The sequence below is a fragment of the Pseudoxanthomonas beigongshangi genome, assembly GCF_016820515.1.
GTDB lineage: Bacteria > Pseudomonadota > Gammaproteobacteria > Xanthomonadales > Xanthomonadaceae > Pseudoxanthomonas_A > Pseudoxanthomonas_A beigongshangi.
This window is the reverse complement of sequence record NZ_JADHDV010000006.1, coordinates 119307-133120: the sequence shown is the minus strand read 5'-3', so window position 1 is coordinate 133120 and position 13814 is coordinate 119307. Positions and strand designations below refer to the sequence as shown.

The 13814-nt window shown below is 68.0% G+C and carries 12 protein-coding genes; 7 read left to right on the top strand and 5 right to left on the bottom strand.

The genetic code is table 11. From position 1 onward, the window contains the following. Window positions 1–14: 14 nt before the first annotated feature. A complete protein-coding gene (locus tag IQ458_RS06525) occupies window positions 15–1265 on the bottom strand; it encodes a murein hydrolase activator EnvC family protein (protein ID WP_203322272.1) in 1251 nt (416 codons plus the stop codon). Next, complete coding sequence (gpmI, locus tag IQ458_RS06520) at window positions 1262–2815, bottom strand: 2,3-bisphosphoglycerate-independent phosphoglycerate mutase (protein WP_203322271.1); 1554 nt, start codon at window positions 2813–2815, stop codon at window positions 1262–1264. Before gpmI ends, IQ458_RS06525 begins: the two co-directional genes overlap by 4 nt. A gap of 162 nt (window positions 2816–2977) precedes the next feature. Here gpmI and IQ458_RS06515 point away from each other — a divergent pair, with 162 nt between their 5' ends. From IQ458_RS06515 to IQ458_RS06505, 3 genes are all read left to right on the top strand, one after another. Then, window positions 2978–3640 carry a DUF4097 family beta strand repeat-containing protein gene (locus tag IQ458_RS06515; RefSeq protein WP_192198136.1) on the top strand — a complete coding sequence of 221 codons (663 nt, stop codon included), beginning with the start codon at window positions 2978–2980 and terminating at the stop codon, window positions 3638–3640. A 63-nt stretch (window positions 3641–3703) separates the two neighbouring features. Further along, window positions 3704–5410 (top strand): M28 family metallopeptidase, encoded by a 1707-nt coding sequence (locus tag IQ458_RS06510; protein ID WP_203322270.1) that lies wholly within the window; start codon window positions 3704–3706, stop codon window positions 5408–5410. A 191-nt stretch (window positions 5411–5601) separates the two neighbouring features. Beyond that, window positions 5602–5991, top strand: a complete 390-nt coding sequence (locus IQ458_RS06505; protein WP_203322269.1) for an MAPEG family protein — start codon at window positions 5602–5604, stop codon at window positions 5989–5991. Between the two features lie 70 nt (window positions 5992–6061). Here the strand turns inward: IQ458_RS06505 and IQ458_RS06500 are convergent, their stop codons facing one another. Further along, on the bottom strand, window positions 6062–6784 hold the full coding sequence (locus tag IQ458_RS06500; RefSeq protein ID WP_203322268.1) for a pseudouridine synthase: 723 nt from the start codon (window positions 6782–6784) through the stop codon (window positions 6062–6064). A 60-nt stretch (window positions 6785–6844) separates the two neighbouring features. On the opposite strand from IQ458_RS06500, the gene IQ458_RS06495 reads away from it, so the two are divergent. From IQ458_RS06495 to IQ458_RS06480, 4 genes are all read left to right on the top strand, one after another. Beyond that, window positions 6845–9649, top strand: coding sequence for a M16 family metallopeptidase (locus IQ458_RS06495; RefSeq protein WP_203322267.1), 2805 nt, complete (start codon window positions 6845–6847; stop codon window positions 9647–9649). A gap of 115 nt (window positions 9650–9764) precedes the next feature. Beyond that, on the top strand, window positions 9765–10034 hold the full coding sequence (locus IQ458_RS06490; RefSeq protein ID WP_203322266.1) for a hypothetical protein: 270 nt from the start codon (window positions 9765–9767) through the stop codon (window positions 10032–10034). Window positions 10035–10114: 80 nt separating this feature from the next. Beyond that, complete coding sequence (locus tag IQ458_RS06485; RefSeq protein WP_328805096.1) at window positions 10115–10780, top strand: response regulator transcription factor; 666 nt, start codon at window positions 10115–10117, stop codon at window positions 10778–10780. A 2-nt stretch (window positions 10781–10782) separates the two neighbouring features. After that, complete coding sequence (locus tag IQ458_RS06480) at window positions 10783–12162, top strand: ATP-binding protein (protein WP_203322265.1); 1380 nt, start codon at window positions 10783–10785, stop codon at window positions 12160–12162. A gap of 9 nt (window positions 12163–12171) precedes the next feature. Here the strand turns inward: IQ458_RS06480 and IQ458_RS06475 are convergent, their stop codons facing one another. Together IQ458_RS06475 and IQ458_RS06470 are read right to left on the bottom strand one after the other, a co-directional pair. Next, a complete protein-coding gene (locus IQ458_RS06475; RefSeq protein WP_203322264.1) occupies window positions 12172–13191 on the bottom strand; it encodes an MBL fold metallo-hydrolase in 1020 nt (339 codons plus the stop codon). 89 nt (window positions 13192–13280) lie between these two features. Continuing rightward, window positions 13281–13811, bottom strand: a complete 531-nt coding sequence (locus IQ458_RS06470; protein WP_203322263.1) for a GNAT family N-acetyltransferase — start codon at window positions 13809–13811, stop codon at window positions 13281–13283. Window positions 13812–13814: the final 3 nt, after the last annotated feature.

Below are 13814 nucleotides of genomic sequence, written 5' to 3'. Positions count from 1 at the left end.
AATGGCGTTCCGGTTCAGCGCCGCTGCAGCCAACTGCCCGGGTCCACCGGCTGGCCGTTGCGGCGCAGTTCGAAGTACAGCGCCGGCGTGCCCTGGCCGCCGGACGTGCCGACCTTGGCCACCGGATCACCACGCTTGACCTGGACGCCGGTGTCACGCAACAGGCTCTCGTTGTGCGCGTACAGGCTCATGTAGCCGTTGCCGTGGTCGATGATCAGGATCAGTCCGTAGCCGGTCATCCATTCGGAGAACACCACCGTGCCGTCGGCCACCGCGGTCACCGTGCTGCCGGCCGGCGCACCGATGAGCACGCCTGAACTGGTACGACCGTCCGGCATCCGCCCGCCATAGCGGGCCAACAGGTTTCCGGACAGCGGCCAGCCCAGCCCGCCAACCTTCAATGCGGGCGCGTTGGCCGCTTCCGGCCGTGGGCGCGAAGGGGTTTGCGCGCCTCGCGTGGCGCCCTGGCGGGCCTGCGCCCGCGCGCGCTCCTCGGCCGCCTTGCGCGCGGCCGCACGGCGCTCGGCTTCGGCACGCGCCGCCGCCGCCCGCAGGTTGGCGAGCAGGCGCTCCAGCGACCGCACATCCTGGCCGAGCGCCTTTTCGCGGTCGGCACGGTCCTGGTAGCGCTGATCGAGATCGGCCACCAGGCGGGCCCGGCTCTGCCGATCCTTCTGCAACTGGTCCATCTGTCCGCGCAGGCGCTGGCGATCGGTATCCAGTTGCGCGCGCCGGCTGGTGATGTCCTGTTCGACCTGCGCCAGCGCCCGCAGCTCGGTGGTCAGACCGTCGATGCGGGCGGCGCGATCCCGCTGCAGGTAGCGGTGATAGGCCAGGGTACGGCTGGCGTCGGCGGCGCTGTCCTGCGACAGCAGCACCTTCAACGGCGCGTCGCCGCCGGTCATGTAGGCCGAGCGCACCAGCGCGGCCAATTGTTCCCGCTGTCCACCCAGCCGCTTCAGCATGTCCTCGCGGCGTTGCTGCAGTTCGGCCAATGCGGCCTCCTCGCGCCGCAGCGAGGATTCGGTTTCGGACAGCGTGCGGCTGCTGCGGCCAACCTGCTCGTCGGCCTCGCGCAGCTTGCGCGAGGCATCGCCGCGTTCGCCCTCCAGCTTGCGTCGCTCCTGGGCGATCGATTTCAGTTCGCCGCGCGCCTTTTCCAATTTCTTCTGCGCGTCGCGCTGGCTCTGCGCCGACACGCCTCCGCTGATCACGCCCAGCGCGATCAGCAGGCCGAGGCCGGTGCGGAGCAGGCGACGCGTCATTGCGCGGCGGCGATCAGCGACTGGCCGGACATCTCGGCCGGTTGCGGCAGGCCCAGCAGATCCAGCAGGGTCGGGGCGACGTCGCGCAACGCGCCACCCGCGCGCAGCCTCGCCGCGCGCTCGCCGACGTAGACCAGCGGCACCGGCCCAACCGTATGCGCGGTGTGCGGCTGTCCGGTTTCCGGATCCCGCATCATCTCCAGGTTGCCGTGATCGGCGGTGATGATCAGCGCGCCGTGCGCGGCGCGCACCGCGGTGTCCACCGCACCAATGGCCTGGTCCACCGCCTGCGCGGCGAGGATGGCGGCCTGCAGATCGCCGCTGTGACCGACCATGTCCGGATTGGCGATATTGCAGATGATCACGTCGAAGCGGCCGGAACCGATCGCGTCGACCAGCTTGGCGGTCAGCTCGGGGCAGCTCATTTCCGGCTGCAGATCGTAGGTCGCGACCTTGGGGCTGGGCACCAGGATGCGCTCCTCGCCGGCGAAGGGATCCTCGCGCCCGCCGCTGAAGAAGAACGTCACGTGGGCGTACTTCTCGGTCTCGGCGATGCGCAGCTGGGTCAGGCCCTGCTCGGCCAGCAGTTCGCCCAGCGTGTGCCGCAGGTCATCCGGCGGGAACGCCACCGGCGCCGGCAGTTTCGCGTCGTACTCGGTCAGGCAGACGAAGCGCGACAGCCGTGGGCGGCGGGCCTGGAACCCGTCGAAATCCGGCGAGACGAACGCAGCCGTCAACTGGCGCGCGCGATCGGCGCGGAAGTTCATGAACACCACCGCGTCGCCATCGACCATCGGCTGCGCGCCGTCGATCACCGTGGGCAGCACGAACTCGTCGTTCTCGCCGCGCGCGTAGGCCGCCTGCAACGCGGCCACCCCGTCGGCGGCACGGTATTCGCTCTGCGCCTCGACGATGGCATCCCACGCCTTGCGCAGGCGATCCCAGCGCTTGTCGCGATCCATGGCGTAGTAGCGGCCGCTGACCGTGGCCAGGCTGGCATTGCCCAGGCGTGCGCAGACATCCTGCAGCGCGCGCAGGCTGGGTTCGGCCGATTGCGGCGGGGTGTCGCGGCCGTCCAGGAAGGCATGCACGGCCACCTTCGGCACACCGCGGCGATGGGCCAGTTCCAGCATGGCGAAGATGTGGTTCTCGTGGCTGTGCACCCCGCCCGGCGAAAGCAGGCCGAACACGTGCAGGACATGCCCGCCGGCCTTGGCGGCATCGCAGGCCGCCGCCAGCTCCGCGGTGTCGAAGAAGCTGCCGTCCTCGATGGCGGCGTCGATGCGGGTCAGGTCCTGGTAGACGATGCGGCCGGCGCCCAGGTTCATGTGGCCCACCTCGGAATTGCCCATCTGGCCGTCGGGCAGGCCGACATGGCGGCCCTCGGTGTGGATGAGGGTATGCGGCGCGGTCGCCAGCAGGCGGCGCCAGTTCGGCAGTTCCGCCTGTGCCAGCGCGTTGTCGGTGGGATCTTCACGGTGGCCCCAGCCATCGAGGATCAGCAGGACGACGGGCTTGGGACGCGGGGAGGCGGACGGCGTTGGGGACACGGTGGGGGTTCCGGTGACTTCAGGCAGGTGAAGATTGTAGCGAAGCGTGCTGCGATGGCGGCGTTACCCTGAACGCGGCGGGAGGTCCCGTCGCCAGGCCCGGTTAAACCCTTTGGGCGGCCCCGGCATCCAACCCGTACTTTCGACGAACAGGACTTCACCATGACCCGTACTTCCCCTGCCCTGCTGCTGACCCTGGCACTGGCGGCCACACCCGCCTTCGCCGGCAACGACATCTCCAAGGTCAACGGCTCCATCACCGCCCAGGCCGGCCAGAGCCACGGCGACCTCAGCACCGTGAACGGCTCCATCGTCGTCGAGGACAATGCCACGACGGGCTCGGTCGAAGCCGTCAACGGTTCGCTCAAGATCGGCGATGGCGCCCGCACCGGCGGCATGGGAACGGTCAACGGCGGCATCCGCGCCGGCAGCAAGGTCCAGGTGGACGGCGACGTGGAAACCGTCAACGGTCCGATCTTCCTGGATCGCGGCAGCCGCGTGCGCGAGGGCGTTTCCACGGTCAACGGCGGCATCGGCCTGGTCGGCACCGAAGTCGGCGGCAGCATCGAGACGGTCAACGGCGACGTCACCGTGGGCGTGGATTCGCACGTGCGCGGCGGGCTGAAGGTCGAAAAGCCCAAGGGCAACTTCAACATCGAGCGCAAGCGTCCGCCCCGCATCGTGATCGGCCCGAACGCAACCGTCGACGGCCCGCTGGTGTTCGAACGCGAAGTGGTCCTCTACGTCCACCGTACGGCCAAGATCGGCCCGGTCACCGGCGCCACCGCACGCCCGTTCGATACGCCGACCGCGCCGGCCGACTGAGCGCCGGGCACATCGCGCGGGACGATCGCATACACTCGGGATTCCTGGATTTGAGGAATCCCGATGTCCCGCAAGCTCCCTCTGGCGGCGGCCGTGCTGGCCGCCACCACCCTGCTCGCCGCGTGCAAGAAACCTGACGCCGAAGCACCGGCCGCCACTGCGCCCGCCGCGCCGGCACCCGCGGATCACGCCTTCGCCCCGGCCATCAACGAGGCCGACTTCGCCCAACTGGTGAAGACGCTGTCTTCCGACGAATTCGAAGGCCGCGGTCCCGGTTCCACCGGCGAGGAGAAGACCGTCGCCTACCTGGAAGCGCAGATGAAGCGCATCGGCCTGCAGCCGGGCAACAACGGCAGCTTCTTCCAGGACGTGCCGATGGTGGAGACCACCGCCGACGAAGGCACCGTGCTGAAGCTGGAAAGCAACGGCAAGACGCGCGAGCTGAAGTTCGGCGTGGATTTCGTTGCCGGCACCCGCACCGGCGAGAAGGAAGTGAAGGTCGACGCCAGCGAGATGGTGTTCGTCGGCTACGGCGTGGACGCGCCGGAACAGCAGTGGAACGACTATGCCGGCCAGGACTGGAAGGGCAAGACGGTCGTCATGTTCGTCAACGATCCCGGCTTCCACACCGGCGACGAGAAGCTGTTCGAAGGCAAGCGCATGACCTATTACGGGCGCTGGACATACAAGTTCGAGGAGGCCGCGCGCAAGGGCGCCGCCGCCGCGTTCATCGTCCATGACACGCCCGGCGCCAGCTACGGCTGGGACGTGGTGAAGAATTCCTGGTCCGGCGCGCAGTACGACCTGCCGGCCAAGGACGATCCCGAGCGCCGCATCCCGGTGCAGGGCTGGCTGGCCGCCGACGCCGCCCGCCAGTTGTTCGCCGACGCCGGCCTGGATCTGGACACCTCGTACAAGGCCGCCAACCAGCGCGGCTTCAAGCCGGTCACGCTGAAGACCAAGGCCTCCATCGATCTGAAGAGCACCATCAGCGAAAAGAACTCGCGCAACGTGGTCGGCGTGCTGCCGGGCACCGATCGCAAGGACGAGGCGGTGCTGTACATGGCGCACTGGGATCACCTGGGCAAGCATGAAGGCGAGACCGGCGACAACATCTACAACGGTGCGATCGACAACGCCACCGGCGTGGCGGGCATCCTGGAAATCGCCGACGCCTTCGCCCATCAGGAACCCAAGCCGAAGCGTTCGCTGGTGTTCCTGGCGGTGACCCTGGAGGAGTCCGGCCTGCTCGGCTCCAAGTACTACGTCGCCCATCCGACCTTCCCGCTCGCCAAGATCGCGGCGGTGATCAACATCGATGCGATGTCGGTGGCCGGCAAGGCAAAGGACATCACCGTGGTCGGCTTCGGCAGCTCGGAGCTGGAAGACGTGCTCAAGCCGATCGCCACCGCGCAGGGCCGCACCCTGCACGGCGAGACCTCGGTTCAGAGCGGCTTCTACTTCCGCTCGGATCATTTCAACTTCGCCAAGGCCGGCGTGCCGGCGTTGTATGCCGATGGCGGCGAGGATCTGGTCGAGGGCGGCACCGAGGCCGGCAAGAAGGCGGCCGAGGACTACGCCAGGCACTACCACTCGCCGAGCGATCAGTACTATCCGGAAACCTGGAAGCTGGATGGCACGGTGCAGGATCTGGAAGCGCTGTACGGCGTCGGCAAGGACATCGCCGGCGGCGACAAGTGGCCGAACTGGTATCCGGGCAATCCGTTCAAGGCGGCCCGCGACAAGATGATGCAACCGGCGGCGAAGTAAGCCTCCGCGGCATTGACGGCAACGGCGCCCCAGGGCGCCGTTGCTGTTTCCGGGAGGCCGATCGGCGAGTACTTCCGATCGGAACCCGCTTCCCACCGCGGCCCGTTCCGCCGCCGAAGCCGGGAAGTACATCGAAGCGCTCCATCGCGCGGGGCTTCGGCTAGGCTATGCGGCAATCCAAGGAGGAATCCATGTCCATCGCTTACTGGTGCATCCTGATCACCGCCCTGCTGCCCTATCTGTGGGTCACCATCGCCAAGCGTTCGGGCGAGCGCTACAACAACCGCGCGCCGCGCGAGTGGCAGGCCAGGCAGGACAATCCGCGCTCGCATCGCGCCCACGCCGCGCACCTCAATGGTTTCGAATCCTTCCCGGCCTTCGTCGCCGGCGTGCTGATGGCGCAACTGGCCGGTGTCGATCCCGCCACCATCAACCTGCTGGCGATCGTCTTCACGATAACGCGCGTGCTGCACGGCGTGCTTTACATCGCCAACCAGGCCGCGCTGCGCAGCCTGGTGTGGGCGGTCGGATTCGCCAGCGCACTGGCGCTGATCGTGATGGCGGCATTGAAGATCGCCTGACCGAACAGCTGCGGAGCGAGCTCGGCTCTACACCCGGGTAGAGCCGAGCTTGCTCGGCTGAAGGGATCGGTCAGCGCAGCGATTCGTCCCAGTCGAACAGCGCGAAGGCGCGGCGGAATTCGGCGTCCAGCGGCGCGATGGCTTCGATTCGCGCGCCACTGAGCGGATGCAGGAACGACAGCCGCACCGCATGCAGCAACATGCGATGCACGCCATGCATGCGGAAATTGCGGTTGTGGCGGCCGTCGCCGTGGCTGCTGTCGCCTATCAGGTGGTGGGACAGGTGCTTGAGATGCCGACGGATCTGGCGGAAGCGCCCGGTTTCCGGCCGGCAGCGCAGCAACGCGTAGCGTGAACTTGAGAAACCCGCGGACGGCAGGGGCAATTCGCCGGTCGCCAGCCGGGTAAACCGGGTCGACGCAGCTCGCTTCTCCGGCTTGCCGGGTCCGCCATCGAGCGCATAGTCGAGGTCGATCTGCGGTTCCGGCCACCCTCGGCAGATGGCCAGGTAGTCCTTTTCCACTTCGCGCGACATGAATGTCCGGCCCAGCGCCGAGGCGACATCGCGATCAAAGGCGATCAACAGGCAACCGCTGGTCGCGCGGTCAAGCCGGTGGATCAGGAAGATCGGCCTGCCGAAACGCTCGCGCAGGCGGTCGGCCAGGAACTCGGTCTCGCCGCGCGCCAGCTTGCTGTCATGGACCATCAGTCCCGCCGGCTTGTCGATGATGGCCAGGTCCGCGTCCTGGTACAGCACGCCGCCAATGTCGTGACCGCTCTCACTATCGCTCATGTAACGTCCGGCTCCCGCAAATCTGCGACACTGCGGGTTGCCGTTTACAGGGAGTCCTGCATGCAACCACGCCGCCTTATTCTCGCATTGGGCCTGGCATTGACGCTAAGCCTCGGCATGGCGCCGGCCTCCTTCGCGGATACCGCGCTGCCCCGCGGCGTGATCGCCGGTCCCAGCGTCGAAGGCATCAGCGAGTACCGGTTGGGCAATGGCCTGCGGGTGCTGCTGTTCCCGGATGCGAGCAAGCCCACGGTGACGGTGAACCTGGTCTACGGCGTCGGTTCGGTACACGAGAACTATGGCGAGACCGGCATGGCGCACCTGCTGGAGCACCTGCTGTTCAAGGGCACGCCCACCCACGCCGACATCAGCGGCGAGATGAAGAAGCGCGGCATCCAGTTCAATGCGACCACCGGGCTGGATCGCACCAATTACTTTGCGTCCTTCCCCGCCGACGACGCCACCCTCGACTGGGTGCTGGGACTGGAAGCCGATCGCATGGTCCACTCCAATGTCGCGCGCAAGGATCTGGACAGCGAGATGACCGTGGTCCGCAACGAACTGGAAGCGGGCGAGAACAATCCCGGCGGCGTGCTGTTCCAGCGCATCCGCTCGACCGCGTTTCTGTGGCACAACTACGGCAACAGCACGATCGGCGCGCGTTCGGACGTCGAAGGCGTGCCGATCGAACGCCTGCAGGGCTTCTATCGCACCTGGTACCAGCCGGACAACGCCACCCTGATCATCGCCGGCCGCATCGACCCGGCGGCGACGCTGGCGCGGGTCGCGGCCCATTTCGGTCCGCTGAAGAAACCCGCCCGCGCGCTGCCCGCCTTCCATACCGCCGAGCCCGCGCAGGACGGCGAACGCCAGGTCGATGTGCGCCGGGCCGGCGACGTGCGCATCGTCGCCGCGGCCTACCACATTCCCGCCGCCGGCCATCCGGACAGCCCCGCGTTGAGCGTGCTGGGCAATGTGCTGGGACACACGCCGGGCGGCCGCCTGCACAAGACGCTGGTGCAGCCGCGCCTCGCCGCCGGCAGCGGCGCCGGCAGCGAATCACTGCGCGATCCCGGTTTGTTCACCGCGTTGGCGGTGCTGCCGAAGGATGGCGACGCGGCCAAGGCCGAGCAGGAACTGCTGGCCCAGGTCGAAGGCGTGGCGCGCACGCCGGTGACCGAGGCGGAAGTCGAGGAAGCCAAGCAGCGCATCGCCAATGCCTACGAACTCTATTTCACCGACGTCAACGCGGTCGGCATGGGCCTGTCGGAGTTCCTGGCGGCCGGGGACTGGCGCCTGCTGTTCATCACCCGCGACGCGATCGCCAAGGTCACCGCCGCCGACGTCAACCGGGTGGCCGCCGAATACCTGAAGACCAGCAACCGCACCCTCGGCCGCTTCATCCCCACCGATCCGCCGGAGCGCGTCACCATCACCCCGCGCCCGGAAATCGCCAAGCTGGTGGACGGCTATGTCGGGCGCCCCGCCGTCTCGGCCGGCGAACAGTTCGATCCCACGCCGCAGAACCTGGAGGCGCGCACCCAGCGTTTCACCCTCGGCAATGGCCTGCGGGTGGCCCTGCTGCCGCGCAAGACCCGCGGCGAGACGGTGGTGGTGGATGCCAACTTCCGCTTCGGCGACGTCGCTTCGCTGACCGGCCGGCAGGATGCCTCCGGCCTGGCCGGCGCCATGCTGATGCGTGGCAGCACCACGCTGAGCCGGGAACAGATCGATCAACGGTTCGAGGCGCTGAAGACCCAGGCCAGCGTCAGCGGCGGCCTGCAGGGCGCCGGGATTTCGCTGCTGAGCCGGCGCACCCAACTGGCCGACGCGCTGGCGCTGGCGGCGGACATCCTGCGCCACCCGGCCTTCCCCGAGAGCGAGTTCGAACAGTTGCGCCTGCAGGCGCTCACCGGCATGGAAGCCTCCCGCAAGGAGCCCGGCGCGGTCGCGGGCCAGGCGTTGGCGCATCATTTCGACCCCTGGCCGAAGGGCCATCCGTTGCACATCGAAACCCTCGATGAGGCCATCGCCGCGGTGAAGGCGCTCAAGCGCGAGGATCTGGCGGCGTTCCATCGTGACTTCTACGGCACCGCCGAGGGCGAAATCGCCGTGGTCGGCGACTTCGATCCGGTGGCGGTGCGCGCGCAGCTGGAATCCCTGTTCGCGGGCTGGAACTCGCCGCATCCGTATGCGCCGATCAACACCCGTTACACGCCGGTCGCCGCGACCCACCAGCGCCTGTCCACGCCGGACAAACCCAACGCGGTATTGCTGGCACGCAGCAACCTGTCGCTCAAGGTCACCGACCCCGACTATCCGGCGATGCTGATCGCCAACCGCATCTTCGGCGGTGGCGCGCTCAAATCGCGACTCGGGGATCGCATCCGCCAGAAGGAAGGCCTGAGCTACGGCGTCTCCAGCGCGGTTCGCGCCGACGACAGCCGCGAAGGCACCGACGACAATGGCAGCTTCAATATCCAGGCCATCGCCGCGCCTGAAAACATGGCCAAGGTGGAAGCCGCCATCCGCGAGGAGCTGGCGCGGCTGGTCCGCGACGGCATCACCGGGGAGGAGCTGCGCGATGCCGTGTCCGGCACGCTGACCGAGCGGCGCCAGGGCCGCGCCGAAGACGGCGCCGTCGCCGGCATGCTGTCCGATCAGGCGTACTTCGGCCGCACCATGCAGTTCACCGCCGACCTGGATGCCGCCTACGCCGCACTGACCTTGGAACAGGTCAATGCCGCCATCCGCAAGCACCTCAAGCCGGAAACGTTGAGCGTGTACCTGGCCGGCGATTTCGCCAAGGCCAGTGCGGCACCCGCCATGACCAAGCCGGTGCGTAAGACGGGGGAGACACCATAGTCCCCTATTCGAATTCCATTCATCTTTCCTGCCGCCAGATGGTATGACTATGTCGGCATCCAGGTGTCCTCGGCGACATCTTTCCCACCAGCGGTCTTACGGACAAGGAGAGGTGATGTACATCAGCATTCGTCGCATCGTTGTCATTTCCATGCTTGGCCTGCTGGCAGCATGCGCATCCACGCAGGACAAGGAACGCCCTGTCGCGGAGAGCAAGCACCGATCCGAATCGCAGCGTTTCAGGGATCAGGCGGAATACACGCAGCAGCAAAGGCAGCGAGACGAAGCCGCACGCGTCGAACGCATCCGGACCTGGAAAGACAGCACCCGCTCCCGGAGTTGTTCAACAGACTCGAACGGCAACCAGGTCTGTTCGGGCGGCTAGTGGATGGCCGAAGTCCCTTAAAACGGCTTTAACGGCCCGGCGGTAACATCGTCTCCCTTTTGAAGCTTGGCCTCATTCCCGTGACCCCGATCCTGCTGGTGGAAGACGACCGCATGCTCGGCGACGCCGTGGCCACCGCACTGCGCCAGGATGGCTGGGACGTCGCCCGCGCCGAGGACGCCGGCGCCGCCAAGACCGCGCTGATCGACCACGCCTTCGCCGCGGTCCTGCTGGATCTGGGCCTGCCGCGTGGATCCGGCCTGGATGTCCTGAACGCGCTGCGCCAGCGCTACGACACCACCCCGGTACTCATCGTCACCGCCCGCGACCAGCTCAGCGATCGCGTGCGCGGCCTGGACGCCGGTGCCGACGACTACATCGTCAAGCCGTTCCAGACCGACGAGCTGTGCGCGCGCCTGCGCGCGGTGGTGCGGCGCAGCCAGGGCCGGGTGGCGCCGGTGCTGTCCTACCGCGACGTGGTCCTGGATCCTGCCGCCCGCGCGGTCACCCGCGGCGGCCAGGCGGTGAAGCTGGGCGTGCACGAGTACCGCACGCTGATGGCACTCATGGAACGCCAGGGCCGGGTGGTGGCGCGCGACGCGCTGGAATCGCTGGTCTACGGCGGCGACGGCACCATCGAGAGCAACACCATCGCCGTCTACATCCACCAGTTGCGACGCAAGCTCGGCGACGACTTCATCACCACGGTGCATGGATTCGGCTACCGCGTCGGCGAGGTGGAATGAGGATGAGGCGCCACCATTCGCTCAAGGGCAAGCTGCTGGCCACGTTGATGGGTGTCAGCCTGATCGGCTGGCTGATCTGGCTGGGTTGCCAGTACGTGCAGGTCTCGCGGCAGCAGAACGGGCATTGGGATCAATCGCTGCGCGAAATCGGCCAGCAGATCCTGATGTCGATGCCGAGCGACGTGGACACCGTCGGTGGTCGTTCGCGCCTGCAACTGCCGGCGGATTTGCCCGCCCAGCCCAATTACAAGTTCGACAAGATCCGTTTCCAGGTCTGGAGCCTGCAGCGCCGCGAGAGCATCGTGTCGTCCAATGGCGCGCCGAAGACCCCGCTGCAGCCCAGTTTCCGGACCGGACTGGCCAACACCCGCACCGCGGGCGACAACTGGCGCGTCTACGCGGTCACCGACGCCAGCGGACGCGTGCAGGTGCAGGTCGGCATGTCGCGCAAGCAATTGCGGGCCGAGGTTGCCTGGTGGGTGAAGATCACCCTGCTGTCGGCGGTGGCGCTGATGGTGGGGCTGGCGCTGGCGATCTGGGCGGCGATCGGCTGGAGCCTGCGGCCGGTGAATCGCCTGCGCAATCTGATGTCGCAGCGCGATGCGCTGGACCTGGCCCCGCTGCCCACGGCCGGCATTCCGCGCGAGATCCAGCCGCTGGTGCAATCCTTCAATGGCCTGCTGTCCCGGCTGGCCGACGCGATGCACGGCGAGCGCCAATTCCTGGCCGACGCCGCGCATGAACTGCGCACGCCGCTGGCGGCGTTGCAGACCCAGACCCAGGTCGCGCTGCGCGCCGGCAGCGAGGCCGACGCCCGGCAGGCACTGGGCCAGCTCGCCCACGGCATCGAACGCACGTCGCGGCTGGCGCAGCAGTTGCTCGACTCGGCCCGCATCGATGCCTCGCAGCGTCGCCATGACCACGCGACGGTCGAACTCGCCGACGTGGTGACGATGGTGGTGCGCGAGTTCGAGATCATGGCCTCGCGCCGGCAGCAGACCATCGTGCTGAACACCGCCGTCGCGCCGGTGTCCGGTGATCTCGACGACCTGGGCGTGCTGGTGCGCAACCTGATCGACAACGCCATCCGCTACAGCGGCGAAGGCGGCCGGGTGGTGGTGGCCTGTGGTCGCGGCCTGGACGGCACGTGCGTGGAATTGACCGTCACCGACAACGGCCCGGGCGTGCCGCGGGAAGAGCGCGCGCAGATCTTCGACCGGTTCTTCCGTGGCAGCAACGGCAATGGCGAGCGCGGCAGCGGCATCGGCCTGTCACTGGTCCGGCGCATCGCCCAGGCCTATGGCGCGGAGGTCACCCTGGACGACGGGCTCGACGGACGTGGCCTGTCGATCCGGGTGCGGTTCCCGGATCCGGGACGCTGACGCCTCCGCTCAACGCGGCAGGCGCCACCATGGCGTGAACGCCTGCGGCGCGTCTACCGCGACCGCCTGCCCGATCATCGGCGTGCTCAAGGCCACGCCACGCTCGGCGGCGATCGCGCTGACCGATTCCATCGGCGCATTCCAGTCATGGAAGGCCAGATCGAAGGTGCCGTTGTGGATCGGCATCATCCAGCGGCCGCGCAGATCCAGGTGCGCCTGCACGCTCTGCTCCGGCAGCATATGCACGCCTTCCCACAGCGGATCGTAGGCGCCGCATTCGAGCAGGGTCAGATCGAACGGTCCCAGCCGCTCGCCGATTTCGCGGAAGCCGGCGAAGTAGCCGGTGTCACCACTGAAGAAGATCCGTTGGCGCGGCGTCTCGATGACCCAGGAGGCCCACAGGGTGGGATTGCGCTGGAACGGCGCGCGTCCGGAGAAATGCTGCGCGGGGGTGGCAGTCAAGTGCAGGCCACCCACCCGCACCGACTGCCACCAGTCCAGTTGCGTGATCCGATCCTTGGGCACGCCCCAGCGCGCCAGCAGATCACCCACGCCCAGCGGTGTGATGAAGCGCTCGGCACGCGCGGCCAGTGCCCGGATCGTCGCCTTGTCCAGGTGATCATAGTGATCGTGCGACAGGATGACCCCGGCGAGCGGCGGAAGCTCGGACAGTGCGATCGCCGGCGCGTGAAAGCGCCTGGGTCCCGCCCATTGCACGGGCGAGGCACGCTCGGAGAACACCGGATCGGTGATCCAGTAGCCGCCTTCGAGCTTCAGCAGGATGGTCGAATGGCCGATGCGATAGAGCGTGCCATCCGCGGCCGCGTCCAGTTCCGCACGGGTGATTTTCCGGACCGGCAATGCGGCGGGCGGCACGGTGCGATCGGATTTTCCGAACATGAAGCGCCACCACAGACCGGGGATTTCCCGCGTGGCCGGCTGGCGTGGTTCGACCGGATTGTGGAACGCGCGCTCGCGGTACTGCGGTGACTGCGGATAGGGGACGGTGCTGCAGGCGGACAGGGACATGTAGAGCATTCCGGCGATCAGGAACAGGAAGAAGGCGGCGACGCGCCGGCCGGGGCGCCGCCGGGGGGAGGAACGGCGGCGCCCGCGGCTCATGATGCGGTCGGAGTGGACAGGCGGAGCATGCCGCAGCGGCCGTCGCCGATGCTGGCGCCGCTGAGCTGCAGCGGCGGCAGGCCAGCGTCCTGTTGCCACTGCACGGCGAAGCATCCCAGTTGCACCGCCGTCGCGCTCGCCGAGGCCAGCAGGCGTGCTTCCACGTCGCGGCCATGATGCGCCGGATCCACGTACAGCGATTCCAGTCGCAGGTAGTAGCCGCGCTCCAGCAGCGAGAAACCGACGGTGGCGGCGGCATAACCGACCGCGGCCTCGCCGTCGCGCGCGATCCAGGCCCAGGCGCGCAGCGGTGGATCGAACAGCGCTTCCATCAGTTCGAGCAGGCCCGCGGACGTCTCCCGATCGTCCGCCGCCGGACTCCGGCCGCGGTCGCGCTGCAGGTCGCACAACGCCATCAGCACCTCGATATCGCGACGGGAAACCCGGGCGACGGTGTAACCGGCCGTGGCGGGAAAGGTGGGTGGCGATACACGACCGCGTGGCACGAGAGCGGGGAACAGGTTCACGGG